At 45.1% G+C, this 25,910-nt stretch carries 23 protein-coding genes and 1 tRNA gene; 13 read left to right on the top strand and 11 right to left on the bottom strand.

The genetic code is table 11. From position 1 onward, the window contains the following. Positions 1-3 precede the first annotated feature (3 nt). From pth to lolB, 4 genes are all read right to left on the bottom strand, one after another. Complete coding sequence (gene pth / locus ABMY42_RS10975; protein ID WP_005438598.1) at positions 4-594, bottom strand: aminoacyl-tRNA hydrolase; 591 nt, start codon at positions 592-594, stop codon at positions 4-6. A gap of 151 nt (positions 595-745) precedes the next feature. Next, entirely contained in the window at positions 746-1,690 is a 945-nt protein-coding gene (locus tag ABMY42_RS10970) for a ribose-phosphate pyrophosphokinase (RefSeq protein WP_005449254.1), read from the bottom strand. A 27-nt stretch (positions 1,691-1,717) separates the two neighbouring features. Beyond that, entirely contained in the window at positions 1,718-2,590 is an 873-nt protein-coding gene (ispE, locus tag ABMY42_RS10965; RefSeq protein ID WP_009696818.1) for a 4-(cytidine 5'-diphospho)-2-C-methyl-D-erythritol kinase, read from the bottom strand. Next, positions 2,587-3,225 (bottom strand): lipoprotein insertase outer membrane protein LolB, encoded by a 639-nt coding sequence (lolB, locus tag ABMY42_RS10960; protein ID WP_005449252.1) that lies wholly within the window; start codon positions 3,223-3,225, stop codon positions 2,587-2,589. Before lolB ends, ispE begins: the two co-directional genes overlap by 4 nt. Before the next feature lie 134 nt (positions 3,226-3,359). Between lolB and hemA the strand changes: the two genes are divergently transcribed. The 8 genes from hemA to ybaK all read left to right on the top strand — a co-directional run bounded on the left by hemA (position 3,360) and on the right by ybaK (position 11,398). After that, positions 3,360-4,616: a glutamyl-tRNA reductase gene (gene hemA / locus ABMY42_RS10955; RefSeq protein WP_005449251.1), complete on the top strand. Its 1,257-nt coding sequence runs from the start codon at positions 3,360-3,362 to the stop codon at positions 4,614-4,616. A gap of 29 nt (positions 4,617-4,645) precedes the next feature. After that, positions 4,646-5,734, top strand: coding sequence for a peptide chain release factor 1 (gene prfA, locus ABMY42_RS10950; RefSeq protein WP_005449249.1), 1,089 nt, complete (start codon positions 4,646-4,648; stop codon positions 5,732-5,734). A 3-nt stretch (positions 5,735-5,737) separates the two neighbouring features. After that, positions 5,738-6,595, top strand: a complete 858-nt coding sequence (gene prmC / locus ABMY42_RS10945) for a peptide chain release factor N(5)-glutamine methyltransferase (RefSeq protein ID WP_038898457.1) — start codon at positions 5,738-5,740, stop codon at positions 6,593-6,595. A 40-nt stretch (positions 6,596-6,635) separates the two neighbouring features. Beyond that, positions 6,636-7,019 (top strand): SirB2 family protein, encoded by a 384-nt coding sequence (locus ABMY42_RS10940; protein WP_005449241.1) that lies wholly within the window; start codon positions 6,636-6,638, stop codon positions 7,017-7,019. Between the two features lie 5 nt (positions 7,020-7,024). After that, positions 7,025-7,834, top strand: coding sequence for a SirB1 family protein (locus tag ABMY42_RS10935; RefSeq protein ID WP_005449240.1), 810 nt, complete (start codon positions 7,025-7,027; stop codon positions 7,832-7,834). 54 nt (positions 7,835-7,888) lie between these two features. After that, positions 7,889-8,740 (top strand): 3-deoxy-8-phosphooctulonate synthase, encoded by an 852-nt coding sequence (gene kdsA / locus ABMY42_RS10930; RefSeq protein ID WP_005449239.1) that lies wholly within the window; start codon positions 7,889-7,891, stop codon positions 8,738-8,740. A 431-nt stretch (positions 8,741-9,171) separates the two neighbouring features. Continuing rightward, the gene (ushA, locus tag ABMY42_RS10925) at positions 9,172-10,833 is read left to right on the top strand and encodes a bifunctional UDP-sugar hydrolase/5'-nucleotidase UshA (RefSeq protein WP_009696822.1); all 1,662 of its coding nucleotides are present in this window, start codon (positions 9,172-9,174) and stop codon (positions 10,831-10,833) included. Between the two features lie 91 nt (positions 10,834-10,924). After that, positions 10,925-11,398 carry a Cys-tRNA(Pro) deacylase gene (gene ybaK / locus ABMY42_RS10920; protein ID WP_005449237.1) on the top strand — a complete coding sequence of 158 codons (474 nt, stop codon included), beginning with the start codon at positions 10,925-10,927 and terminating at the stop codon, positions 11,396-11,398. 329 nt (positions 11,399-11,727) lie between these two features. On the opposite strand, the gene rluF is transcribed toward ybaK, so the two are convergent. The 3 genes from rluF to ABMY42_RS10905 all read right to left on the bottom strand — a co-directional run bounded on the left by rluF (position 11,728) and on the right by ABMY42_RS10905 (position 13,798). Beyond that, a complete protein-coding gene (rluF, locus tag ABMY42_RS10915) occupies positions 11,728-12,837 on the bottom strand; it encodes a 23S rRNA pseudouridine(2604) synthase RluF (protein WP_349266289.1) in 1,110 nt (369 codons plus the stop codon). 105 nt (positions 12,838-12,942) lie between these two features. Beyond that, complete coding sequence (smrA, locus tag ABMY42_RS10910) at positions 12,943-13,524, bottom strand: DNA endonuclease SmrA (RefSeq protein WP_005449235.1); 582 nt, start codon at positions 13,522-13,524, stop codon at positions 12,943-12,945. Positions 13,525-13,657: 133 nt separating this feature from the next. Further along, positions 13,658-13,798, bottom strand: a complete 141-nt coding sequence (locus tag ABMY42_RS10905; protein WP_005382236.1) for a DUF3149 domain-containing protein — start codon at positions 13,796-13,798, stop codon at positions 13,658-13,660. A 260-nt stretch (positions 13,799-14,058) separates the two neighbouring features. On the opposite strand from ABMY42_RS10905, the gene ABMY42_RS10900 reads away from it, so the two are divergent. Further along, positions 14,059-14,135: transfer RNA gene (locus tag ABMY42_RS10900), tRNA-Pro, on the top strand. A 428-nt stretch (positions 14,136-14,563) separates the two neighbouring features. On the opposite strand, the gene ABMY42_RS10895 is transcribed toward ABMY42_RS10900, so the two are convergent. Both ABMY42_RS10895 and ABMY42_RS10890 read right to left on the bottom strand, forming a co-directional pair. Further along, positions 14,564-14,986 (bottom strand): hypothetical protein, encoded by a 423-nt coding sequence (locus tag ABMY42_RS10895; RefSeq protein WP_005449234.1) that lies wholly within the window; start codon positions 14,984-14,986, stop codon positions 14,564-14,566. Between the two features lie 151 nt (positions 14,987-15,137). Beyond that, positions 15,138-16,013, bottom strand: coding sequence for a TraB/GumN family protein (locus tag ABMY42_RS10890; protein ID WP_009700726.1), 876 nt, complete (start codon positions 16,011-16,013; stop codon positions 15,138-15,140). A gap of 458 nt (positions 16,014-16,471) precedes the next feature. Between ABMY42_RS10890 and ABMY42_RS10885 the strand changes: the two genes are divergently transcribed. Together ABMY42_RS10885 and ABMY42_RS10880 are read left to right on the top strand one after the other, a co-directional pair. Continuing rightward, positions 16,472-19,123 (top strand): beta-N-acetylhexosaminidase, encoded by a 2,652-nt coding sequence (locus ABMY42_RS10885; protein ID WP_005449232.1) that lies wholly within the window; start codon positions 16,472-16,474, stop codon positions 19,121-19,123. Positions 19,124-19,573: 450 nt separating this feature from the next. Next, the gene (locus ABMY42_RS10880) at positions 19,574-20,266 is read left to right on the top strand and encodes an oligogalacturonate-specific porin KdgM family protein (RefSeq protein WP_005449231.1); all 693 of its coding nucleotides are present in this window, start codon (positions 19,574-19,576) and stop codon (positions 20,264-20,266) included. Between the two features lie 67 nt (positions 20,267-20,333). Here the strand turns inward: ABMY42_RS10880 and ABMY42_RS10875 are convergent, their stop codons facing one another. Both ABMY42_RS10875 and ABMY42_RS10870 read right to left on the bottom strand, forming a co-directional pair. Beyond that, the gene (locus ABMY42_RS10875) at positions 20,334-20,783 is read right to left on the bottom strand and encodes a DUF411 domain-containing protein (RefSeq protein WP_005449230.1); all 450 of its coding nucleotides are present in this window, start codon (positions 20,781-20,783) and stop codon (positions 20,334-20,336) included. A 24-nt stretch (positions 20,784-20,807) separates the two neighbouring features. Beyond that, entirely contained in the window at positions 20,808-23,513 is a 2,706-nt protein-coding gene (locus ABMY42_RS10870) for a heavy metal translocating P-type ATPase (protein ID WP_349266288.1), read from the bottom strand. A 473-nt stretch (positions 23,514-23,986) separates the two neighbouring features. Between ABMY42_RS10870 and chiP the strand changes: the two genes are divergently transcribed. Beyond that, complete coding sequence (chiP, locus tag ABMY42_RS10865) at positions 23,987-25,111, top strand: chitoporin (RefSeq protein ID WP_005449228.1); 1,125 nt, start codon at positions 23,987-23,989, stop codon at positions 25,109-25,111. Between the two features lie 123 nt (positions 25,112-25,234). Next, entirely contained in the window at positions 25,235-25,831 is a 597-nt protein-coding gene (locus tag ABMY42_RS10860; RefSeq protein WP_009696827.1) for a DUF2057 domain-containing protein, read from the top strand. Positions 25,832-25,910 lie beyond the last annotated feature (79 nt).

Genomic DNA, 25,910 nt, shown 5'->3' with positions numbered 1-25,910 from the left:
ACCTTATTCAGCTTTGAACGTGTGGAGGCGATTTTGTGCTTTTGATAGACCATCCTTAATTAGGATATCTAGACAGCGCACTGATTCGTCAGCTGCGGCGTCTAGTAGCTCTTGCTCTTTCGCTGGAGCTTTGCCTAGTACAAAACCCGCCACTTTATCTTTGTGTCCCGGATGGCCAATGCCGATACGAAGACGATAAAAATCTTTGTTATTGCCCAGTTTGCTAATGGTGTCACGCAGACCATTGTGACCACCGTGACCACCACCTTTCTTAAACTTAGCGACACCTGGCGGTAAGTCTAGCTCGTCATGAGCAACCATGATCTCTTCTGGCTTAATTTGGTAAAACTTCGCAAGTGCTGCGATTGCTTTGCCAGAGAGGTTCATGAAAGTGGTTGGGATTAGCAAACGGAGATCCTGGCCATTGACCATAATGCGTCCTGTTAGGCCAAAGAATTTTGGTTCATTCTTCAGGGTAACGTTGTGAACGCGTGCTAATTCTTCTACAACCCAAGCGCCCGCATTGTGGCGAGTTTTGGCGTATTCTGGTCCCGGATTAGCAAGACCAACAAGAAGTTTGATTGGTTGAGTCAAGGTTAGGATCTCTCTGGAATCTCAAAAAGCGCAGTATGATAGCACAGAATTCTCGCAGTGGGCGACCAAGGGATTTTCTGCCTATCGATACAAATAAAAAAACACCCCAAAGAGGGGTGCTTTTGAAATCAGTTTAACTGAAATGTTCGTATTAGTTGAACATTGCAGAGATTGACTCTTCGTTGCTGATACGACGAATCGCTTCAGCTAGCATGCGAGATAGGCTTAGTGTGGTTACTTTGCCAGTTGCAGCCATCTCTTTAGATAGAGAGATAGAGTCAGTCACGATAACTTGGTCAAGAACAGAGTTCTTAATGTTGTCCGCAGCGTTACCAGAGAATACAGCGTGAGTTGCGTAAGCGAATACACGCTTAGCACCGCGCTCTTTTAGCGCTTCAGCTGCTTTACATAGAGTGCCACCTGTATCGATCATGTCATCAACGATCACACAGTCACGACCTTCAACGTCACCGATTAGGTTCATTACTTCAGAAACGTTTGCACGTGGACGACGCTTATCAACGATAGCGATGTCGATGTCGCCTAGCGCTTTTGCAGTTGCACGAGCACGAACAACGCCACCTAGATCAGGAGAAACCACTACTGGGTTTTCTAGACCACGAGATTGCATGTCTTCTAGAAGTACTGGTGTACCGAAGATGTTATCAACTGGTACATCGAAGAAGCCTTGAATTTGCTCAGCATGTAGGTCGATAGTTAGAACGCGGTCTACGCCAACGTTAGATAGGAAATCAGCAACAACTTTTGCAGTGATTGGCACACGCGCAGAACGTACACGACGGTCTTGGCGAGCGTAGCCGAAGTAAGGAATTACTGCAGTGATACGACCTGCTGAAGCACGGCGCATTGCATCAATCATAACAACCAATTCCATTAGGTTGTCGTTAGTCGGTGCACAAGTGGATTGAATGATGAAAACATCACTACCACGAACGTTCTCATTGATTTGAACTGCAACTTCGCCATCAGAAAAGCGAGAAACAGATGCATCACCAAGAGAGATGTAAAGACGATCAGCAATACGTTGGGCTAGTTCAGGTGTTGCGTTACCAGCAAATAGCTTCATATCAGGCACGGTGGAAACCTCGGGTTTGCGTCCAGTTTAAATAGGTCGGTGTGAGGCTGATTGGTATTCAGCCAAAGTCTCTTTTAGTGGCGAAATATTTCGCCCTTGAGCGACAAATGCCGAGACTTTATCAGAGAGTTGTGCAAGGATAGTTTCTGCTTCGGATTTGCTCGAAAATTCAGCAAAAACGCAAGATCCTGTCCCCGTCAATCTTGACGGCGCGTATTGTAGCAGCCATGAAAGTTGCTTATCAACCTCTGGGTAGAGCATTCGTACAATTTTTTCGCAATCGTTTACGCTTGGCGTGTTCAAAAGCGTTTCTAAATCGCGTTTTGGCGTGTTTCGAGTCAAATCCGGATGTCCGAATATGTCGGCGGTTGCAATAGAAACATTTGGACGAACAACTAAATACCATTTCTCATCTGGATGAGCAGGAGAAAGTTTCTCACCAACGCCTTCAGCAAATGCGGCAAAACCACGCACAAATACAGGCACATCTGCACCAAGTGCAAGACCAATTTCGGCTAATTCATCATCACTAAGATGGGTTTGCCATAGGTAATTGAGCGCAACCAAAGTAGTTGCTGCGTTGGATGAGCCGCCGCCAATGCCACCGCCCATAGGTAAGATCTTATGAAGATCGATATGTGCCCCATAAGAGCATTTCGCATAACGTTGAAGCGCGGTCGCCGCTTTCCAGATCAAATTGTCTTGCAGAGGAACACCTTCGATCTCTGGCGAAATCGTGATCTCACCTGAATCGTTCGCTTGAATGGTTAGTTCATCGCCGTGATCGACGAACTGGAATAGAGTTTGTAACTCGTGGTAACCGTTTTCGGTCCGACCATTGATATAAAGAAAGAGATTCAATTTCGCTGGTGATGGCCAACGGGTTGAAAGATCGATCATTGGGTGATGTTCCATTTTGTGATCACTAAATTAATTTTTACGTCAGACGTACTGAGTTTTAGCTTGTTTGGGAGAGGTAACGTCTGGTTATGCCACTCAATATCACCGTAACGCTGGTAAGCAATATTCCAGTCGTTCAAACCGATCTGTTTGTCCAGTGCTTGGAGAGTATTGGTCGGTGATAGTTGGAAAGAGTCGGCATCTGTTGGTAAGCCAAGTAGCCAATCAGGTAAATGGTCAACTGGCATCATTAAGCCGGTTAATCGGTAAATCAGTTGGTTAGCATCACGAGCGGAGAGTACTTGGTCATCATAGGTTTCGACGGTTGCGCCTTGTGGCGTAATAGTGAGCTTTAATGCGGTTTGACCAAGTAAGGTCGTTAAGCGTAACTGGCTTAATGACGAAGAGTGCTTCCAGAAGAAATTCAGGCTTTGTCTTTGATCGGGACCAATGTAGCCAAGTTTACCTGTGGCTTGAAAATTTTTAATGGTTTCAAGTCGCTGCTCGTGTGCCTGCCACTCTACGCTGGTGACACTTTCAGGAACAGAACTACAACCTGCGAGAACAATGCTCGACATGAGCAAGATGAGAAAGGAGCGTAAGGTCATGTTTGATGGCTTATTAATCAGTTTCATCGGTAATCGCTCACAACTATAGCATTGAAAAGCCGAGTGAAGGAAAACAAATCCGGCTTACCCTTTCAATAAATGCGTGCTTACAGTAAAATTCTGAACCTATTTTATAACCGATCTCAGAGATACCACGTTAGATGTCCTTGCTTGCTATTGGAATCAATCACAATACAGCGTCTGTTGACTTGCGAGAGAAAGTGGCGTTCGGACCCGATAAATTGGGACCAGCACTTGAGCAACTCAGAGACCATGAAGCCGTCAATGGCAGTGTGATTGTTTCTACCTGTAACCGTACCGAAGTGTACTGCGACGTGAAGCAAGGAGCGCGAAATAAGCTTATCGACTGGTTAGCCCAGTTCCATCAAGTTAGTCAAGAAGACTTGATGCCGAGCCTTTATGTCCATGAAGAGCAAGCGGCGATTAAGCACTTGATGCGTGTTTCTTGCGGCCTTGATTCACTGGTACTAGGTGAGCCTCAGATTTTGGGTCAGGTAAAACAAGCGTTTTCTGATTCCCGAGATCATCAGGCGGTGGATGCGTCGATTGATAAGTTGTTCCAAAAGACTTTCTCAGTCGCAAAACGTGTTCGAACAGAAACTGATATTGGTGGTAACGCCGTGTCGGTGGCTTATGCTGCCTGTACATTGGCGAAACACATCTTTGAATCACTGTCTGACTCAACGGTACTGTTGGTTGGTGCAGGTGAAACCATCGAATTGGTGGCAAAACACTTAGCGTCGAACGGCTGTACTAAGATGATTGTTGCAAACCGAACTCGAGAGCGAGCTCTTGGTCTAGCAGAACAATTTGGAGCAGAAGTGATCAGCTTGAATGAAATTCCTGACCATTTACCAAGAGCAGACATCGTCATCAGCTCAACGGCGAGTCCTCTACCTATCATTGGTAAAGGCATGGTTGAGACCGCGTTGAAGAAACGTCGTCATCAACCGATGTTATTGGTCGATATCGCAGTACCTCGCGATGTGGAAGCTCAGGTTGGGGAATTGAGTGACGCTTACTTGTACTCGGTGGATGACTTACAGTCGATCATTGATAGCAACATCGAACAACGTAAAGTAGAAGCCATTCAAGCAGAAGCGATCGTTAGCGAAGAAAGCGCGGCATTTATGACGTGGCTGCGTTCACTTCAAGCTGTGGATAGCATTCGTGATTATCGCAAATCGGCCAACGAAATTCGTGAAGACTTACTAAGTAAAAGCCTACAATCATTGGCAACCGGTGCAGACCCAGAGAAAGTGCTGCGCGAACTTAGTAATAAACTCACCAACAAACTGATTCACGCTCCAACTCGCGCGCTGCAAAGTGCGGCAGAGCAGGGCGAACCAGCAAAATTAACGGTTATCCGCCAGACCCTTGGTTTGGATGATCTGTAACTCACGCTTTTTATTAAGAAAACGACACTATGAAAGCCTCTATTCTGACTAAGCTAGAAACGCTAGTAGAACGTTACGAAGAAGTTCAACATCTTCTTGGTGATCCTGATGTAATTGGAAATCAGGATAAATTCCGCGCTCTATCAAAAGAGTACTCTCAGCTAGAAGAAGTTACTAAGTGCTTCCAAGCGTATCAACAAGCGCAAGACGATCTTGTCGCTGCTGAAGATATGGCGAATGAAGACGACGAAGAAATGCGTGAAATGGCGCAGGAAGAAATCAAAGAAGCAAAAGAAACGATTGAGCGTCTAACTGATGAGCTACAAATTCTTCTTCTTCCAAAAGATCCAAACGATGACCGTAACTGTTTCCTAGAAATCCGTGCAGGTGCGGGTGGTGACGAAGCAGGTATCTTCGCTGGTGACCTGTTCCGTATGTACAGCAAATACGCAGAAAAGCGTGGTTGGCGTATCGAGGTGATGTCTTCAAACGAAGCTGAACACGGTGGTTACAAAGAGATGATCGCGAAAGTGAGCGGTGACGGCGCATACGGCGTGCTGAAGTTTGAGTCAGGCGGTCACCGTGTCCAACGTGTACCAGCGACAGAATCTCAAGGTCGTGTTCATACTTCTGCGTGTACCGTAGCGGTTATGGCGGAAATCCCAGAAGCGGATCTGCCAGAAATCAAAGCAGCAGACCTAAAAATCGATACATTCCGTGCATCTGGCGCGGGTGGTCAGCACGTTAACACCACGGATTCTGCAATCCGTATTACCCACTTACCAACTGGTACAGTAGTAGAGTGTCAAGACGAGCGTTCACAGCATAAGAACAAAGCAAAAGCGATGGCAGTGCTTGCTGCTCGCATCGTTCAAGCAGAAGAAGAACGTCGTGCAGCAGAAGTTTCTGATACACGTCGTAACTTATTAGGTTCTGGTGACCGTAGTGACCGTATCCGTACTTACAACTACCCACAAGGTCGTGTTTCTGACCACCGCATCAACCTAACCATCTACCGTTTGAACGAAGTGATGGAAGGTGACCTGCAAAGTTTGATTGATCCTGTGGTTCAAGAGCACCAAGCAGACCAACTTGCGGCGCTCGCAGAGAACAACTAATCGATGAGCCAAGTTCAATCTATTGAGCAAGCGCTGAAAAGTGCGACGGCAATATTGACTGAAGGCGGCAAAGAGTCGCCTTCTCTCGATGCAGCCGTACTTCTTTGCCATGTCCTTGGCAAACCAAGAACCTATCTTCTGACTTGGCCTGAAAAAGCATTGGACCCCGAGCAACAAGCTCAGTTTGATGCGTTATTGGCTCGTCGTATCACGGGTGAGCCTGTGGCTTACATTATCGGTGAACGCGAGTTTTGGTCTTTACCTCTTAAAGTCTCTCCATCCACATTAATTCCAAGACCGGACACGGAACGTTTGGTTGAAGTTGCATTGGATAAAACTTACGAGCAGACAGGACCAATCCTTGATTTAGGCACTGGCACTGGGGCGATTGCATTGGCATTGGCGTCTGAGTTACCCAAGCGTCAAGTGGTGGGGGTTGACCTTAAACATGAAGCGAAAGAGCTCGCAGAGTACAACGCATCGCAGTTAAACATCAAAAATGTGACGTTTGATCAAGGTAGTTGGTTCGAACCTATTGCCAGCGGAACAAAGTTTGCTTTAATTGTCTCCAACCCACCGTATATCGACGAAAAAGATCCACATCTCGCGCAAGGTGATGTGCGTTTTGAGCCAAAATCGGCACTCGTTGCGGATGAGAATGGCTTGGCGGATATTCGCCATATCTCTGATCTTGCTCGTCAATATTTGGAAGAAGATGGGTGGCTCGCGTTTGAACATGGTTATGACCAAGGCGAAGCTGTTCGTGAGATCATGACTCATTTTGGTTTTGAACAAGTAGTCACGGAAAAAGACTACGGCGGCAACGACCGAGTGACACTTGGTTGTTACAAGCCTTCATAATAACGAGCAAGTCAGCAGTAACTTATAAAAGAGAAATGAAATGTACGTAGCTCTAAAACACATTCACTTAGTAACGATCGCATTGAGTGCGACGCTACTATCGATCCGATTCGTATTGTTGATGATGGATTCTCCAAAGCGCAACAACCGATTCCTAAAAGTTTTCCCACATATTGTTGATACCGCGTTACTCCTTTCCGGTATTGGTTTGATCATGGTGACAGGCTTTATTCCATTTACGGATGCAGCGCCTTGGTTAACCAACAAGATCACTTGTGTGCTTGCGTACATTGCTCTTGGTTTCTTTGCTTTAAAGATGGCAAAGAACAAGCTGCTGAGAATTTTCGCCTTCTTTGGTGCTCTAGGCTGGCTAGTGATGGCCGCTAATATTGCCGTATCTAAAAATCCAAACTTATTTGGGTAATCTTCATGCTTGAGTTTTTTGACGAAGATTTTGACAACATGGCGTTGGTGGAAGGTGCGTTAGAACTGAACCACTCCATCAATCCAGACACTAATGTGCATTGGGCAAAGCAAGAATTAGAACGCCTTTATAAAGAAGCGGAAGCTATTCTGGTTCACGAGACGGACGAAGAACAACGTTTTGATTCGTTTCTCCGTTTGTTCTTTTATGAATGGGGCTTTAAAGGCGACGATCAAGAGTACTTTATCTCTGACAATAGCTTCATTGATAAAGTGTTGGAGCGTAAAAAAGGCATTCCCGTTAGTTTGGGGGCGGTCCTACTTTACTTGGGGAACCGACTTGGTTTTCCGATGAAAGGCGTGACCTTTCCGACGCAATTTTTGATCAAAGTAGATTGGATGCACAAAACGCCGGACTACATTAATCCATTTAACGGTGAATACGTCGGTGAAAAAATCCTTCAAGCTTGGCTGATTGGTCAAGAAGGTCCACTTGCAACCTTGAAGCCTGAGCACTTTGAAGAAGCGGATAACCCAACAGTAATAGGTCGTTGGTTGGCATTAATTAAAAGTGCGATGTTGCGTGAAGAGCGTTATACGTTAGCACTACGGTGCACCAACCTTGCGCTGACTTTCGTACCGGACGACCCATACGAGATTCGTGACCGAGGCTTTATCTTCCAACAATTGGAGTGCCATCAGGTAGCGGTTTCAGATTTTCAGTACTTTATTGACCAATGCCCAGACGATCCGGCATCAGAGCTACTAAAATCACAAGTTAACGCGATGAGCGAAAAGCACGTTACGCTTCACTAAATTTTATCGGCATGCTGAAAGCGGCGTGTTGAAGACAGACAAAAGAGAATCAAAATGGAACAGAAAATCGTTAATATTGGCGACATTCAGGTTGCTAACGACAAGCCATTCACCCTATTTGCAGGTATGAACGTTCTTGAGTCTCGTGATCTTGCTATGCAGATCTGTGAGCACTACGTAAAAGTAACCGACAAACTTGGCATCCCATACGTGTTCAAGGCATCGTTCGATAAAGCAAACCGCAGTTCTGTTCATTCATACCGTGGTCCTGGTCTGGAAGAAGGCATGAAAATCTTCCAAGAGCTGAAAGACACGTTTGGCGTGAAGATCATCACTGATGTTCACACTGAGGAACAAGCTCAACCTGTCGCTGATGTGGTTGATGTTATCCAACTTCCTGCATTCCTAGCTCGTCAAACTGACCTTGTAGAAGCAATGGCGAAAACAGGCGCGGTGATCAACGTTAAAAAACCTCAGTTCATGAGCCCTGGTCAAGTAGGTAACATCGTTGAGAAGTTTGCTGAGTGTGGTAACGAAAACATCATTTTATGTGAGCGCGGCTCTTGCCATGGTTACGACAACCTAGTGGTTGATATGCTTGGTTTTGGTGTCATGAAGAACGCATCAAAAGGCAGCCCAATCATTTTTGACGTAACGCACTCGCTACAAATGCGCGATCCGTCGGGCGCGGCATCTGGTGGTCGTCGTGAGCAAACCGTTGAACTTGCGAAAGCGGGTCTAGCAACAGGCATCGCAGGTTTGTTTATTGAAGCGCACCCGAACCCAGATCAAGCTCGCTGTGATGGTCCGTCTGCACTGCCTCTAGATAAACTTGAGCCATTCCTAGCGCAAATGAAGTCACTAGATGACCTAATTAAGAGCTTCGACAGCATCGATATCAAATAATCAGTTTACTGAATGTTTGTGGGAAACGGTCAGCCAATGTGCTGACCATTTTTGTATTGGTATATTCATTCTGCCAAATTATTCTTTTCTCGCTTCTCGCTTCTCGCTTCTCGCTTCTCGCTTCTCGCTTCTCGCTTCTCGCTTCTCGCTTCTCGCTTCTCGCTTACCAATTGCATTGAAATGCCTGCCAATGTCACAGCAAAACGATTGCCTGTGAATGGGTCTATAATCTGTTGAAACGTAGCGTCAGAGTTGCAGTTGTTAAAATAGTCATTAGTGATCCATGCATCATAATTATGAAATCAATATGTTAGCGTGCAATTCTTCCTATAAACTACGTCAAGTTTTAGCGCTCTTAATTATATGGACGGAGCTCCTTTAAAGGGTTAAGAGCGTCTGCAGTGGACCCCAGACGATAAAAAGGTAAAACAATGAAGCAACGCCTGATTGTAAAAACCGCTTTGAGCGCGGCGATTCTGGCAACTCTTGCCGGATGTGCAACGCAACCAGCACATGAATGGAATGAAGATACAACATACAAACTGACTGTACTGCACACGAACGACCACCACGGTCGCTTCTGGCAAAACAAATACGGTGAGTATGGTATGGCAGCTCGCAAGACATTGATCGACGAGCTACGTACAGAAATTCAAGCAGAGGGTGGCAGCGTTCTTCTACTGTCAGGCGGCGATATCAATACAGGTGTTCCTGAATCAGATCTGCAAGATGCGGAACCAGATTTCAAAGGCATGAGCAAAATTGGTTACGACGCGATGGCGTTGGGTAACCATGAGTTCGATAACCCACTTGACGTGCTATTCAAGCAGCAAGAGTGGGCTAACTTCCCAATGCTGTCTGCGAACATTTACGATAAGGAAACCGGTGAGCGCTTGTTCCAACCTTACGCAATGTTCAATAAGCAAGGCATCAAGATTGCCGTGATCGGTCTAACGACAGAAGACACAGCAAAACTAGGTAACCCAGAGTACATTGGTCAAGTTGACTTCCGTGATCCGAAAGAAGAAGCGAAGAAGCTGATCGCTGAGCTAAAAGAAACTGAGAAGCCAGACCTTATCTTTGCAGTGACACATATGGGTCACTACGAAAACGGCAACCGTGGTGTGAACGCTCCGGGTGATGTTGCATTGGCTCGCTACCTAAATGAAGGTGATTTGGACATGATTGTGGGTGGTCACTCACAAGAGCCTGTATGTATGGAAGGTCCAAACGTTATTAAGAAGAACTTCAAGCCAGGTGAAGAGTGTAAACCAGATGAGCAAAACGGCACTTACATCGTACAAGCGTACGAGTGGGGTAAGTACGTTGGTCGAGCTGATTACGAATTCCGCAACGGCGAATTGTCTATGGTGAGCTACGATCTGATCCCTGTGAACCTGAAGAAGAAGATCAAAGTTGATGGTAAATCTCAACGCGTGCTTATCCAAGATGAGATCGCGCAAGATGAAGCTATGCTTGATTTCCTACGTCCTTACCAAGAAAAAGGTCAAGGCAAGCTAAACGTTAAGATTGCAGAATCCAATGGCAAACTGGAAGGTGATCGTAATGTGGTACGTTTCCAACAAACGAACCTTGGTCGTCTGATTGCAACAGCACACATGGAGCGTGCGAAAGCAGACTTCGCTGTAATGAACTCAGGTGGTGTTCGTGATTCAATTGAAGCGGGTGACATCACGTACAAAGATGTGCTGACCGTTCAACCATTTGGCAACATGGTTTCTTACGTAGATATGTCTGGTAAAGAAGTACTAGACTACCTAAATGTTGTTGCAACGAAACCTGTTGATTCTGGCGCTTACGCTCAGTTCGCTGGTATTTCAATGACTGTTGAGAATGGCAAAGTAGCAAATGTATTTATCGGTGGCAAACAGCTTCGACTTGATGGTGAGTACCGCTTTACTGTACCAAGTTACAACGCTTCAGGCGGTGACGGCTACCCGAAAGTTAACACTCACCCAGGTTACGTAAATACAGGCTTTACGGATGCTGAGGTACTGAAAGAGTACCTAGAGTCACACAGCCCAATTGACGTAAACGAATACGCGCCTTCAGGTGAGATGGTTTACAAGTAAAAAGCGATTGACTCAAAGTCGCTGATACCATTAACTTAAAGCGCTGCTCCTCACTAGGGGCAGCGTTTTTTGTTTTATAAGGAGAATCTTGATGACTCCGGCCATTAATCTTGCGAAAAAGAAAAAAGTTTCACACACCATTCACCAATATGAGCATGATCCCAGAGCAGACAGCTACGGATTAGAAGCAGCAGAAGTATTGGGACAAGATCCAAAGAAAGTATTTAAGACTTTGCTGTTTTGCTTAAACGGCGAGCCTAAGAACCTTGCCGTTGCGATCATTCCTGTCGATCAAAAATTGAACCTAAAATTGGCGGCGAAAGCTGCGAAAGGTAAGAAAGCGGACATGGCAGATCCTGAAATTGCTCAAAAGACCACAGGTTATGTTGTGGGTGGAATCAGCCCATTGGGGCAGAAGAAAGCGCTGCCTACTTTTCTGCATGAAAGTGCAACACAGCAAGAGACGATCTGTGTGAGCGCAGGTAAGCGTGGTTTAGAAATTGAATTGGCACCCAAAGATTTGTTGAGTCTAACACGTGGTCAATTTGCTCCTCTTTGTCTGTAAATATACCCAAGTGACTTCAAGATGCAGGATTCAGAGCGTTGTCATTGATTCGAGTTCAAGGAAAACAACACCGCGTAATAGCCAGCTCTTTCCAAGTTGTTTGACGCAGAAATCGAGGCAATGACACGCTCCCGAAGGGCGAGTTGTCTTGGCTTGTATACTTTGTTGCCGATTCTTGATTTAGAGTGACTAGATCTTTAAATCGTCGCCGCGTCTACAAACCAAGTCATTCTCGCTGAACCTAGCATCTCGAGGTTACTTGGGTATACATGACCAATAAAAAGGACGCTGATGAGCGTCCTTTTTTGATCTTGTGATGGAGCGAATGGTTACTTCTTCAGGCTCAACGTGCCGCCTGTGCGTTTCGTTGGTTTGCTTGGCTTCGCTGCATTTGGATTCATGTAATGCTGCTTAGGCTTGCTCGGTGATTGAGGTTTATTGTGATCACCTTGAGGCTTACTGCGTTCACCTTGTGGTTTCGCTTTGTAGTGCTCTTTTGCAGGGCGTGCATTCTCATCATCACGTTGGCGACGTTTTTGCTGACCTTTTTTAGAATTTGGCGCATGTCGGAATTCATCCGCGTTGTTACCACGGAAGGTATGTGTTTTTTGGTTACGGCGTGCCGTTGAACCTTGGTTTTCTTCGCGGCTATCAAATAGTTTGGCATCGGTCGCTTTACGAATGTTACGACCTTTAGAATCTGTCTTTGACGCTTCCTCTGTGCCCACTGAACCTTCACACATTGCTAGGATCTCTGCCACTTCATCGTCACTCAGGTAACGCCATTTACCATTTGGAATGCCATCAAGTGAGATGTTCATGATACGTACGCGACGCAGTTTAAATACTTCGTAGCCGAGCGCTTCACACATACGACGGATTTGACGGTTCAAACCTTGCGTTAACACGATGCGGAAAGAGAATTTGGTTTCTTTTGTTACCTGACAAGGTAGCGTGACTGTATCGAGGATTTTCACACCGCTCGACATCTGTTTTAGGAATTCGCCAGTAATAGGCTTATCAACACGCACCACGTATTCTTTTTCGTGGTTGTTACCTGCACGCAGAATCTTATTTACGATATCACCATCGTTAGTCAGAAAGATCAAACCATCTGAAGGCTTATCCAGACGACCGATAGGGAAGATACGCTTTTTATGACCGATGAAATCAACGATGTTGCCCGGGATGTCGCGTTCAGTTGTACAGGTGATGCCCGTTGGTTTGTTCAACGCGATATAAATCGGTTTTTCTTTTGCTGCAACAGGGTTTCCATCGACACAAACGTCATCGCCTGGAAGTACTTTTGTTCCCATTTCTGGTTGTTGACCATTAATGGTGACACGACCTTGCTCGATAAGACGGTCGGCTTCACGACGTGAGCAGAAGCCCGTTTCGCTGATGTATTTGTTTAAGCGTTTTGCGTTGTCTTGTGACATGTTGGTCTCCTAACGTTTCACAACGGCGGTTAATAAAGGTTGTCTTGCCGCAGTTAATTGCAGCAAGACAAGATAAGGTCGGGCATTCTAGCACCGAGATTCGAGTTAGCCTAAACGTTTTTGATGACGTTCACGCGTCTCCATTTTCTTTTCAGCACTCTTTCTTAATAGAACGTAAACGGCGCCGCTGCCACCGTGGAATCGTTGTGCACTATGCACGCATTGCACTTCACGGATCTGTTGTAACCAACTGCTGACGAAACTTTTCATTAATGCTGGTGGATTAGAGCGCTCGCCACGACCATGTACGATCACGACGGTACGGATATCCATCTCAATACATTGCTTGAGGAATTTGACTACTTCGTCACGTGCTTCTTTCAGTGTCTTACGGTGCAGATCAAGTCGAGCTTGAATTGGGTATTTACCAAGGCGTAGTTTGCGGTATACACCATCTTGTACACCATCCCGTTTGAACTCGATAAAGTCATCGGGTTTGAGCATTTCTGCATGGTCAATCGACAGGTACTCTGGGTCGTCTTCAGTAAGCCAAATTGCGGCTTCGCGTTTCGCCATCTGAGCGTCCGTCACTTGGTGCACTTTTTTGTGCTCTGCAGTATCGTGGTCGATAGGCTTTACGTCGCCCATCATCTGTTGAAACAGATCAAAATCGTCGTCTTGAGACATAACGGCAATCTCATAAAGAACAGGGTAGGAATAGTAAGATTATATCAATGAGTAGTGCATTGAGATCAAATAAAAAACCGGAGCAGGCAAGTAACCAACTCCGGTGCAAAGCGTTTCTAGAGCTAAGCGAGATCTAGTGAGGAGATTTGTCGTTCATAATCTTGTAAATGAAGAAACCGCCGTAAAACAACATCAGACCAATTGCCCCAAAGATTACTATCATTGACGATAGTCCCACCGCATTACCAAATAGGAGATCAAGCCAAAAGTCCATACGTTTCCTCCAAGATATTTCCGACATTGATAACGTTAATGGGTGGTGTTTTTTTGCACACTGATCTGGATCAATTATGTTGCCAAGGTTAATAAACTGTGTTTTATTGTGGGTTCTTAGTCACATTTCACGTGCTAGTGTTCAGTAAATCGTCAAACGAATTAAGACATTACGTTTTTTTGTAAAAAGCGCTTGCGTCTAACTAAAGAATCCGTAATATACGCATCCGTTGACGGGGATAAGTCCTCAGTTAAACATCTCGGTGAATAGCGCAGCTTGGTAGCGCATCTGGTTTGGGACCAGAGGGTCGGGGGTTCGAATCCCTCTTCACCGACCACTTTCAGAAAGCCTGCTCAATGAGCAGGCTTTCGTCGTTTCAGCGGTCGCAAATTTGGCTTTGATAGTAGTGAACCAAATGGGGTTCGCCTGAAGTTAGAATATGGCTCTTCACCGACCGTATTAGAGAAAGCCGTAGCAGAAATGCTACGGCTTTTTTGCGTTTTACGGCTTTTTGAATCGAGAACGCTTCGCTTCGGGAACAGACTCTGCTCTTCGAGATGCGAGAGAAGGAACGCTTTGAGGCAAATCAGCTTTCATCAACTGGTAAATGAAAACCTAAGAGATCCCCAACTCGCTCGTCCCTCGCTCTTGAGGATGACGAATAAAAAGCACTGAATTCAAAGGCGTCATTCCCGAAAGCGACGAAGGAGCGCAGTCGGGAATCTCTCTATTGTTCTGAGTGATATGATAAAACTGCGCTTCTCGCTAGTTCACATCACAACTAATGTCTTTAATCGGAGTTTCGGACGTCGTGAAACAAACGTAAGCCGTTTTTGGATGGTTTGGACCGATTTTAATGTACCCAGCTTTTAGCTCATCTTCATCAAAAGTAGCGGAATGAGACTGACCAGTTTTGCCATCAAAGTAAGTAGCTTCAAAGTTCTGGTTCATCATATGAGCGACGCGGTTACGAGTATGGGCGGTTGAAAAAGTGATGTTTGCACAACGCATCATAGGCTTTTGGTTAATGAGAAACTGTCCACTTTCTTTATCCAAAACACCGCCTTTTGTATCCGGCGTAATATCAATAGGTTGGAAGTCTTCAATCGTACAAGACGATTTTGCATGGGCAAGCGATGGCAATAGTAGCGCGCTAGCAAGGCATAATAATGAGGCTTTGAACGTCATAAAGGCTCTTATCAAATTTGAAGTTGTTTAAGGATTGACTCGATAGTATCCAATAGGTGACCGCATTTGTCAGCGTGACGTAAGCGTCATTTGCCTACAAATACAACACGATAAGTAGATGTAAGCATACCAGCAAATGGAGCTATCTTCTTTATCCAATATCGCAGTCTGCTTTGTGAGTTTTTGCTAGTGGTTTGACAGTGAAACCGCGTTTTTCTAATAGTTCGATTACATTGTCTTTACCTACTAGATGTAAGCTGCCTACCACCACGGTGTATTTACCGGATTTTTTCGGTAGTACACTACCTGTATCGAGTTTCTGAGCCCAGTCGCGGTTACGGGAATAGAGAAAGGCTTCATTGAACTCATCACTTGATTGTTCACTCGCCGATGCTGCTTCAAGTGAGCTACCATCGCCGCTCTTCCAACTGTCGATTAAGCATTGTACCAGTTTGTCGCCACCGTCATATTCTTCAATAGAAGAGAGCAGAAACTCTTTACCGCCATCTTTTTGTCCTGTGATTAAGTCCAATTGGAATTGCACACTCTCCAAAGCAAGTACTGGTACTTTTTGTTGGTCAGCTAAGTTAATTAGGTGCATGTCGACACCTTGATCAGACGCGTAACCAAGTTTGTTCACCAACATTAATTGGATTGTCAAAGCCGCAGACCATGGCGGTGCATTGAGTAACTGTGCTTCTTGTAGACCTAGGTCATTGGCTATTTCAGCAAGATGTTTGCGCTGTGTTTTATCTAAAACATCCCTAGCGTGAAGCGAGGTTTCCGGGTAAGTCACCCCTTCTGTATTTCGAATGTCTGCTTCGATGATTAAACCATTACTGTTTGTCAGGAACCGAGTCACAGCTTCTGGTAATGGATACATGCTTTTATCGCCGACATGTACAGACCCGATAATCATGTATTCCGTCTCGCCCTTCTTTGCCAGCCAGTGTTGTGGTTCGGCTTGAACAGAATAAGAAGTAAAAAAGACGATCAGAGATGACATCACGGACAAGAGTCGAAACATATTTTGCTCCTCGAATTCAATAGGCACTTTATCTATAACATGGTTCGGCAAAATCGTCATTTTTTAAAAAATTGACGAGTTTTAACGGCTAGGAAATGAGAGGTAATTCACGAAAGTGTTTCAATTGAGTTTGTTGTTAATGGTTCACTTAATAACCAATAGTGATCAGAATCCTACAAAATCAGTCGAAACCCATCGATATTCGTGATTGAGATCGCAACAAACTCGTCAAAAAAAGTTAGCCGCTTTTAACGTAAAGTTTAACTTGTTGAAATTATTATGTTTATATTTTTGAATGCTTGGCTTAATTTGAGCCAGATCACTTCTTAGTTTTATTAATTTTACGCTTAGAAATAACTGCTTGTATGTTGAATGCAACTGTTAAGCGCCTCGCATTTAGGTGCTCACCATTTTTAATAAATGTCGTTTTGAACCACTGACTTTTTGGGGAAAGTAAGATGTTGAAACATAGTCTGATTGCTGCTTCTGTTATCGCTACATTGGCAGGCTGCTCTTCACTACAGAGCTCTGAGCAACAAGTTGTAAACTCACTGGCTGATAACCTTGATATCCAATATGAAGTGTTAACTAACCATGGTGCTAACGAAGGTCTTGCGTGCCAAGATATGGGCGCAGAATGGGCTTCTTGTAACAAAGTAAACATGACGCTTGTTAACCAAGGTGAAGCTGTTGACTCAAAAGATTGGGCTATTTACTTCCACAGCATTCGTCTGATTCTGGATGTTGACAACGAGCAGTTCAAAATCTCTCGTGTAACTGGTGACCTACATAAGCTAGAACCAACAGATAAGTTTGACGGCTTCGCTGCCGGTGAAGAGGTTGTTCTTCCATTGGTTGGTGAATACTGGCAACTATTTGAAACTGACTTCATGCCGGGTGCATTCGTTTCTGCTCCAAACGCAGAACCTAAGATGATTGCTTCTCTAAATACTGAAGATGTTGCGTCTTTTGTGACGGGTCTTGAAGGTAATAACCTAAAACGTACACCAGACGACAACAATGTATTTGCAAACGCTGTGTCTCGTTTTGAGAAAAACGAAGACCTAGCAACACAAGACGTATCAACCACGTTACTACCAACACCAATGCACGTTGAAGCGGGTAAAGGCAAAGTAGATATCGCGGATGGTATTGCGCTGCCTAAAGACGCATTCGATGCGACTCAGTTCGCAGCGATTCAAGATCGTGCAGAAGTGGTAGGTGTGGACGTTCGTGGTGATCTTCCTGTAAGCATCACTGTTGTTCCTGCAGACTTCACCGGTGAATTAGCAAAATCTGGTGCTTACGAAATGAGCATCAAAGGCGACGGTATTGTGATTAAAGCGTTCGACCAAGCAGGCGCTTTCTACGCAGTACAATCTATCTTTGGCCTGGTAGATAGCCAAAATGCTGATTCTCTACCACAACTGTCTATTAAAGATGCGCCTCGTTTTGATTACCGTGGTGTGATGGTGGATGTGGCTCGTAACTTCCACTCTAAGGACGCAATCCTTGCAACGCTAGACCAAATGGCAGCGTACAAGATGAACAAACTTCACCTTCACCTAACCGATGATGAAGGCTGGCGTTTAGAAATCCCGGGTCTGCCTGAGCTGACAGAAGTGGGTGCTAACCGTTGTTTCGATACACAAGAGAAAAGCTGTTTACTGCCTCAGCTTGGCTCTGGTCCAACGACAGACAACTTTGGCTCTGGCTACTTCAGCAAAGCAGACTACGTGGAAATCTTGAAATACGCGAAAGCACGTAACATTGAAGTGATTCCAGAAATCGATATGCCAGCTCACGCTCGTGCAGCAGTAGTATCAATGGAAGCTCGTTACGACCGCCTAATGGAAGAAGGTAAAGAAGCTGAAGCGAACGAATACCGTCTGATGGATCCTCAAGATACATCAAACGTAACGACGGTTCAGTTTTACAATAAGCAAAGCTTCATCAACCCATGTATGGAATCTTCAACTCGCTTTGTTGATAAGGTGATTTCAGAAGTGGCAGCAATGCACCAAGAAGCTGGCGCTCCACTAACAACTTGGCACTTCGGTGGTGACGAAGCGAAGAACATCAAGCTAGGTGCTGGTTTCCAAGACGTTAACGCAGAAGATAAAGTAAGCTGGAAAGGCACGATTGACCTGTCTAAACAAGACAAGCCGTTTGCACAGTCTCCACAATGTCAGACGCTAATCACAGATGGCACAGTCAGTGACTTTGCTCACCTACCAAGCCACTTCGCGGAAGAAGTGTCGAAGATTGTTGCTGAGAAAGGCATTCCAAACTTCCAAGCTTGGCAAGATGGTTTGAAATACAGTGACGGCGAAAAAGCGTTTGCTACAGAAAATACTCGCGTAAACTTCTGGGACGTTCTTTACTGGGGCGGTACTTCGTCAGTGTACGAGTGGTCTAAGAAAGGTTACGACGTGATTGTTTCTAACCCAGATTACGTGTACATGGATATGCCATACGAAGTTGACCCGAAAGAGCGTGGTTACTACTGGGCAACACGTGCAACGGATACTCGTAAGATGTTTGGCTTTGCACCAGAGAACATGCCTCAAAACGCAGAAACTTCTGTAGATCGCGATGGCAATGGCTTTACTGGTAAAGGTGAAATCGAAGCGAAACCTTTCTACGGTCTATCTGCACAACTTTGGTCTGAGACAGTACGTAACGACGAGCAATACGAGTACATGGTATTCCCTCGCGTCCTCGCTGCTGCTGAGCGTGCATGGCACCGTGCTGACTGGGAAAACGACTACAAAGTTGGTGTTGAGTACTCGCAAAACTCTAATCTAGTTGATAAAGCATCGCTAAACCAAGACTACAACCGCTTTGCGAACGTACTTGGTCAACGTGAACTGGCTAAGCTAGAAAAATCAGGTATCGACTACCGCCTACCAGTACCAGGTGCAAAAGTAGAAGATGGTAAGCTAGCAATGAACGTTCAGTTCCCTGGCGTAACGCTTCAATACTCTCTGGATGGTGAGAACTGGTTGACTTATGCAGACAACGCTCGTCCAAATGTAACTGGTGAAGTCTTCATCCGCTCGGTATCTGCGACAGGTGAGAAGGTAAGCCGTATCACTAGCGTGAAATAATAGCGCTCAGTATTCACTAAAATCATAGTTCCTTACTCAAAGCCCTCAACTTATGTTGGGGGCTTTGTTTATTTTTCTTCGGAAAATAAGCGTGATCAATGTCTAATTATTTTTTATTGATAATTAAGTTTCTAATTTAGGGTGTCTGTCATAGTGTGATCTGGATGTGTATTTAACTGTCAAATAAAAGGGGAGATATGCCTTACTTCACACTTTATTTTTTTGACGAATTTTTAGTTTTTATATCAAACCACTGTATTTAATAAACTTTTTTTAATTTCGAAAATCACGATTTGAATTTGATCACTGTTTTAAACGATTTATTTTTCAATGCGAATTAAATTGCGCAGTATTGCCGTCGCCAGGGAGGCACATCCCAAAGTATGTGATGAGAGGCAAGTGATAGCCAAAAAACTCGTCGCATAACGTGAACAAATAAAGGCAGTAATTATGAAAAACGTTTTAGCACTAAGTGCACTTTCTCTTGTTTTCGCTTCAAGCGCTTTCGCGGGTTCATCTTATGTAACTGGTAACATCCAATTCCACGATGACGGTCGAATTCACGGTTCAGACATGACATCTACGCTAGAAGCGGGTCATACGTTTGATAACCAATTCGGCGGTCTTACGGTTTACACTGAGTTTGATGGTATTCAGCTAGGCAAACTAGAAACTGAAAATGGCGGCGCAGGCAACACAACGCCAGCCATCACTGTAGGTGGTGAGCAATCTTTCAACATCACTGATCATCTATGGGTTGCTGCGGGCTACCAACACCTATTCTCTGCGGGTGAGAGCATCCAGTACCGTCCACTTGTAAAGATCGGCTACAACTTTGATAACGGCATCTCATTGAGCAACCGTACTCGCGCGCACATCGATGCAACGTCTGCAGACGCGAAAACAGACTACCGTATGGATAACCGCATTGGTTACGTAATGAACGAAGATGTGACTTTGAGCTACAACAACGTTTACATGATTGAAGCAGAAACGATGGACCACGAGCTACGTGCAACATGGACTCGTAAGGGCGTTCAGCCTTACTTCGAGTTCCGTAGCCAAGCACACGGTGCGGAAAATGCGGCGGGTGATAGCCTAGTGAACAACGCATTCGTATTTGGTGCGTCTTACGGCTTCTAATTAAAGAGTTTTGTCTTAACTGTCCATTAAGAAAAAGCCCAGCGGTATGTCTCGCTGGGCTTTGTTTTTACTGGTCGTTGCCTTTGTGGAAGCGGTATTCGTAAACCTGACCTTTGTCGTTATAGGCGTAGACGGCGTAACTGTCTTTTTTATCGCCATACTCCATACCCGGTGATCCCATAGGCATGCCGGGTACCGCAAGACCTTTTGCGTTGCGAGGTGGGTTTTCTAAAAAGGCTTTAATGTCGTCAGCAGGAATATGACCTTCAAATACGTAGCCATTAATTTCTGCGGTGTGGCACGAGTAAAGCTGTTCATTCTTGATGCCCAAGTCGCGTTTAACCGCGTTCATGTCATCGTGCAGCTTTTCTTCGACGGTAAAGCCGTTCTCTTCCATGTGTTTCGTCCATTCTCCACAGCAGCCACAGTATGGCGATTTGTGGTTGATGACATCAGCGGCTAATACGTTCGCCGATGTGACAGCAAGCATTGTAAAGGTCAATAGTTTCAACTTCATAATATCCTCTATAAGAAGTGTCGCTTACTTAATGGTAAACAGTCGTAGTCGATTTGCATTACTCACGACTGTGATTGAAGACAGTGCCATTGCTGCGCCAGCAACAACAGGACTGAGTAGGAATCCGAATGCTGGGTAGAGCACGCCAGCGGCGATTGGAATACCCAACGAGTTATAAACAAAGGCACCAAACAGGTTTTGTTTCATGTTCTTCAATGTTGCACGAGACAGTTCGATGGCATGAACAATTGCCATTGGTGATGTATTAAGAATCGTCATTTGTGAACTTTCGATCGCCACATCACTGCCGCTGCCCATTGCAACGCCGAGATCGGCGAGGGCGAGAGCGGGTGCGTCATTAATACCATCACCAATCATGGCGACGGTTTGTCCTTGTGATTGTAGTTGTTTTATATGTTGCGCTTTCTCATCTGGCATCACCTGAGCAATGACTTCATCAATGCCTAATTCGTTGCCGATGGCTGTCGCTACGTGTTCATTATCACCAGTGAGCATCACTGTGTTGATACCCTGTAATTTTAGTGCAGTGACTGCTTGTTTGGCATCAGATTTAATTGGATCAGCGATGGCAATTAAACCAATCAGTTCGTTGTTGAGGGAAATGGCAACCGGTGTCCATGCGTTGTTGGCGCAATCTTGAATGGCTTGCCCCATCGCGGAAGTATCTACCTGCTCTGTTTGCATAAACTGCAATGAACCAATCAGCAGTGGTTGTGCTTGGTAAGTTGCAAGAATGCCGCGACCGCGAATGTTTTCAAAAGCGTCCAACTCGATATCTTCAGCCGCATTTTCCTTAGCGTAATCACACACGGCTTTTGCTAATGGGTGCTCAGATTGACGCTCTGCTGCGTATGCTAATGCTAACAAGTGTTCTTGGCTGGTGGCGTGAGTAAATACTTGCTGCACACTGGGTTTGCCCTGAGTTAACGTACCGGTTTTGTCGAATACGACGGTGTCGACTTTGCTCGCCAATTGCAGTGCGTCTGCGTCTTTGATCAAGATACCCAGTTCTGCGGCTTTGCCCACGCCTACGGTGACCGACAATGGTGTTGCTAAGCCCAGAGCACAAGGACAGGCAATAATCAGTACAGTCGTCGTTACCACAAGCATGTAGCTGGCTTTAGGTTCTGGACCTACTGCGAACCAAACCAAAGCGGCAAGGATTGCGATACCGACAACCACAGGGACGAATACAGCAGAAATCTGGTCCGCTAATTTGGCAATTGCTGGCTTACTGCTTTGTGCGGTGCGCACCATACGGATAATACGCGCTAGCATGGTATTGGCGCCGATGCCGGTGGCTTCAATAATCAGAGCGCCATCGGTATTTAGTGTGCCCGCAGAGACTTGAGCCTCTTGCGCTTTTAACACGGGTACGGGTTCACCAGTTAGCATAGATTCATCAATGTACGATTCCCCCTGAATCACGATACCATCAACGGGCACTTTCTCACCCGGTTTGATGCGTAGCTTCATGCCCAACGTGATTTGCTCAACCGCAATTTGCTGATCGCCATTTTCAGTAATGACGGTGGCTTGCTGAGGTTGTAGGTTAATCAGAGCTTGCAATGAGCGTGTTGTATTTGCCTTTGCTTTTGCTTCTATATAGTGACCAAGAGAAATCAGACCGACGATCATCGCACTTGCTTCAAAGTAAACATGGCGAGAGGCGAGTGGGAACCAATCAGGAAAAATCACCACAAGCATTGAATAGAACCACGCGGCACCAGTACCTAGGGCAACTAAAGTGTCCATGGTGGCACGTTTGTGAGTGGCTGCTAACCATGCGTTAGTAAAGAAGTGCTTACCTGCTGTCGCCAGCAATAATAGACAGAGAATACCTATCGCACCCCAAACCACTTGATCACTGGCATCTCGGATAACCATGTTGCCACCAAATACCCCCCAGAGCATCAATGGTGCACCAACGACTAAGCCTGCGATAGCATCAAGTTTAAAGCGCTTTTGTTGAGCAAGTTGCTGTGCTGCTTGTTTTTCTTGTTGCGTTGCTGCGTCTTGAAGGATTTCTGCTTGATAGCCCGCTTGTTTTACCGACTCGATGATGGCTTGATGAAGCATTTCACTATCTTGGTTTGCAAATACTAACGCGCTCTGCTCTGCAAGATTGACCTGTGCTTTCTCTATGCCTTCGACATTAGTGAGTGCTTTCTCGACCGAAAATACACAGCTGGCACATGTCATGCCTTGAATCAGCATCTGTAGCTGAACATTGGCAGATTCGGGTTGGTTACGATCGAGATGCGCTTCTTTTATTGCGGGCGTTATTTGCTCTGTGACTTCTTCTTTAGCCTCGATAGTCTCGATAGCCTCGATGCTAGCGGTATAGCCCAATGTCGCAACGAGATCGATCACTTGCTGCTCAGAGAGTAGGGTTGTGATGTCAAGTTGTGTTGTAGAGGCTTGGAATGTAATGACGTCTTGATTTGATTCTAATAAAGAAGAGAGCTTTTTCACGCAGCCACCACAGCTCAAACCCGTTAAATGGAATTGATATTGGTGACCGGCGTGGTAGCCCAGCGATTCGATGGATTCAATAATAGAAGAGAGTGAAGATTCGGTTTTCACCTCTACCATCGTCGGGGACAAATTAATGATCTCAACACTGTGATTGGCATGTAAAGCTTTCTCAACTTTTCTCGCACAGCCCATGCAGTTGAGTCCCGACATAGGTACAACAAACTGATACATAATTTGTCCTCAATAATAGTAATGTGCAGAGCATAAACCTTCCTGCAAGGGGAAGGTCAAGCTTTTCGACGCGAAACAAATTCGTCAAAATCCACTTTATTGAGCCGACCTTACGCCCCTTTTGTTGCGAGTTATCTCAAAGTTTTTTCTCTCTGAATATAAAGTTCCGTTAAAACGCCTAAAACCTGAGTGAAGTCGCTCACGATTTTTGAGCTTTTTATATAAAAACGAAGTTGATTAGAACGGTTTTGACGTTTTTATATTTTTATTTGTCACTATAAATTGCTGTTATTTAAGGGTTTATATTCTTTTTGATCTTCTCATTTTGAACTTGCTCAGATTGCCGCTGGGAAAGTTTTTTACTGCGAAAAAAGTTTGTCATATTTGCCCCGTCCACACATTGTTTCAAGTTCCTGCAATGTTCTAGTTAGCGAATTTGAAAATGGAAAAAACTAAAAATATAGGGGTTTAAAATGTCTTACCTAAAGAAAAGCCTACTTGCTACTGCAATCACAGGCATGATGTTCAGTGGTTCAGCTTTTGCTGATGGTGCAAACAGTGATGCAGCGAAAGAGTACCTAACTAAAGACTCTTTCTCTTACGAAGTTTACGGCATTATCGCGATGCAGGCCGCGTACCGCGATTACGATTCTGGTGATGCAAAACAAGATGATAACCTTGGTGGTATGCAGCTAAACAACGAATCACGTATCGGCTTCCGTGGTAAAAAGCAATTCGCTAACTTTGAGCCAACGTTCATTTGGCAAATCGAAGGTGGTTACGTAGACCCAAGCTTCGGTGGTGAAGGTGCAGGTCTTGGTGAACGTGATACATTCGTAGGTTTTGAAAGTGCTTCTTGGGGTCAAGTTCGTCTAGGTCGTGTTCTAACTCCAATGTACGAGTTGGTTGACTGGCCAGCATCGAACCCAGGTCTAGGCGATGTTTACGACTGGGGTGGTGCGATCGGTGGTGCTAAATACCAAGACCGTCAATCAAATACTATTCGTTGGGACTCTCCAATGTACGCTGACAAATTCTCTATCGACGCAGCAGTTGGTGCTGGTGATAAAGCTGGTCTAGGTGCGGGTGATGACTACTGGGGCGGCATCGCGGCTCACTACAAGTTAGGTCCACTACAATTGGATGCAGCTTACGAAGGTAACCGCAACATTGAAGCTGAAGGTCAAACTTGGGAAAACAACACATACCTAGTAGGTGTTCAAGGTTGGTTTGAAAACGGTATCTCTTTCTTCGCTCAATACAAATACATGGAAGCTGACGCAAGCAACGGTGTAAACGAGAAGCAAGATGCAATGTCAGCAGGTCTGATGTACACAACAGGTGACTGGCAGTACAAACTGGGTTACGCAGCGAACTTCGATCTAGAACGTGACGGTAAGACACTATCTAACACATCTGATGATGTTGTTTCAGCACAGATCATGTACTTTGTTGACCCATCTGCAGTGCTATACGCTCGTGCACGTATGAACGATTTCAACGAAGGTCTAGATGGTCTAGATGATGCAGCTCGCTGGACATCAGGTACTAACGGTGACTACAACGAATACTCTGTAGGTGTTGAATACTACTTCTAATAAAGAAGCAGCTAAAAGGGCGGAAACGCCCTTTTTGTCTTGATACTTATTCACATAAGCCATTGGAATGACTGGCCTGTTAGTTTCAGTGGCTTATCTAAATTGGTATAAAACGAGAAAACCATGATGAAAAAAACAACCACACTATTAGGACTTTGCGCAATCCTTTCTGCGCCTGCATTTGCTGCTCAACTGACTCTGCAAGCGGAATTGGTTCCTCGCGTTCTCAACAGTGAGTTCGTCTACCCTGAGTGGATCTCTGACAACAACAGCATCAAAGTTGAAGATGGTGCAAACCAACTTGCTGTAAATGTTGGTCAAATTGTGTTTGAAGATGGCAAGCGTCGTAAGTTTGATTCACAGCCGCTTTTACTTGAATTTGATGCACCGAAAGATGCTGAGCTTACGCTGACATACAACAAGTTCCGCACTATTGAAGAAGCCAAGGCTTTTGAAATGGACCCTAAACTGACGCTAAAAGATGCGAACGGCAAAGACGTTAAGTTCTCAATGGTTCAACTTCGCAAAGGTGGTTTACAAGGTTTCCGTGACTACGAACGTGAAGTCGCTGACTACAACCAAGCAATGAACAAGCAAACGACAAAAGCGAGCATTGCAGCTTCTCCAGCGGTAACAAAAACACTGAAAGAGTCGTTCAACGATCTAAGCCGTGAAGAGCAGCAAGAGTTCATGCAATGGGCAATGCGTAACCTAAAGTAATCTGGTTTTCTTCTTTTATATAGGCTTTCTATAGCGATAGTAGTTATCTAGCAACAATTGTACTTAAGAGATAAATCAA

This window comes from Vibrio sp. SSH13-20 (assembly GCF_040104475.1).
GTDB lineage: Bacteria > Pseudomonadota > Gammaproteobacteria > Enterobacterales > Vibrionaceae > Vibrio > Vibrio harveyi.
The sequence above is the reverse complement of the archived record's forward strand: the minus strand, read 5'-3'. Positions and strand labels throughout refer to the sequence as shown.

Bases quoted from the DNA above. Each gene is read 5' to 3' on its own strand.
- ispE (WP_009696818.1), bottom strand. From the start codon at position 2,590: ATGATCGATCTTTCAACCCGTTGGCCATCACCAGCGAAATTGAATCTC.
- lolB (WP_005449252.1), bottom strand. From the start codon at position 3,225: ATGAAACTGATTAATAAGCCATCAAACATGACCTTACGCTCCTTTCTC.
- hemA (WP_005449251.1), top strand. From the start codon at position 3,360: ATGTCCTTGCTTGCTATTGGAATCAATCACAATACAGCGTCTGTTGAC.
- prfA (WP_005449249.1), top strand. From the start codon at position 4,646: ATGAAAGCCTCTATTCTGACTAAGCTAGAAACGCTAGTAGAACGTTAC.
- prmC (WP_038898457.1), top strand. From the start codon at position 5,738: ATGAGCCAAGTTCAATCTATTGAGCAAGCGCTGAAAAGTGCGACGGCA.
- ABMY42_RS10940 (WP_005449241.1), top strand. From the start codon at position 6,636: ATGTACGTAGCTCTAAAACACATTCACTTAGTAACGATCGCATTGAGT.
- ABMY42_RS10935 (WP_005449240.1), top strand. From the start codon at position 7,025: ATGCTTGAGTTTTTTGACGAAGATTTTGACAACATGGCGTTGGTGGAA.
- kdsA (WP_005449239.1), top strand. From the start codon at position 7,889: ATGGAACAGAAAATCGTTAATATTGGCGACATTCAGGTTGCTAACGAC.
- ushA (WP_009696822.1), top strand. From the start codon at position 9,172: ATGAAGCAACGCCTGATTGTAAAAACCGCTTTGAGCGCGGCGATTCTG.
- ybaK (WP_005449237.1), top strand. From the start codon at position 10,925: ATGACTCCGGCCATTAATCTTGCGAAAAAGAAAAAAGTTTCACACACC.
- rluF (WP_349266289.1), bottom strand. From the start codon at position 12,837: ATGTCACAAGACAACGCAAAACGCTTAAACAAATACATCAGCGAAACG.
- smrA (WP_005449235.1), bottom strand. From the start codon at position 13,524: ATGTCTCAAGACGACGATTTTGATCTGTTTCAACAGATGATGGGCGAC.
- ABMY42_RS10905 (WP_005382236.1), bottom strand. From the start codon at position 13,798: ATGGACTTTTGGCTTGATCTCCTATTTGGTAATGCGGTGGGACTATCG.
- ABMY42_RS10895 (WP_005449234.1), bottom strand. From the start codon at position 14,986: ATGACGTTCAAAGCCTCATTATTATGCCTTGCTAGCGCGCTACTATTG.
- ABMY42_RS10890 (WP_009700726.1), bottom strand. From the start codon at position 16,013: ATGTTTCGACTCTTGTCCGTGATGTCATCTCTGATCGTCTTTTTTACT.
- ABMY42_RS10885 (WP_005449232.1), top strand. From the start codon at position 16,472: ATGTTGAAACATAGTCTGATTGCTGCTTCTGTTATCGCTACATTGGCA.
- ABMY42_RS10880 (WP_005449231.1), top strand. From the start codon at position 19,574: ATGAAAAACGTTTTAGCACTAAGTGCACTTTCTCTTGTTTTCGCTTCA.
- ABMY42_RS10875 (WP_005449230.1), bottom strand. From the start codon at position 20,783: ATGAAGTTGAAACTATTGACCTTTACAATGCTTGCTGTCACATCGGCG.
- ABMY42_RS10870 (WP_349266288.1), bottom strand. From the start codon at position 23,513: ATGTATCAGTTTGTTGTACCTATGTCGGGACTCAACTGCATGGGCTGT.
- chiP (WP_005449228.1), top strand. From the start codon at position 23,987: ATGTCTTACCTAAAGAAAAGCCTACTTGCTACTGCAATCACAGGCATG.
- ABMY42_RS10860 (WP_009696827.1), top strand. From the start codon at position 25,235: ATGATGAAAAAAACAACCACACTATTAGGACTTTGCGCAATCCTTTCT.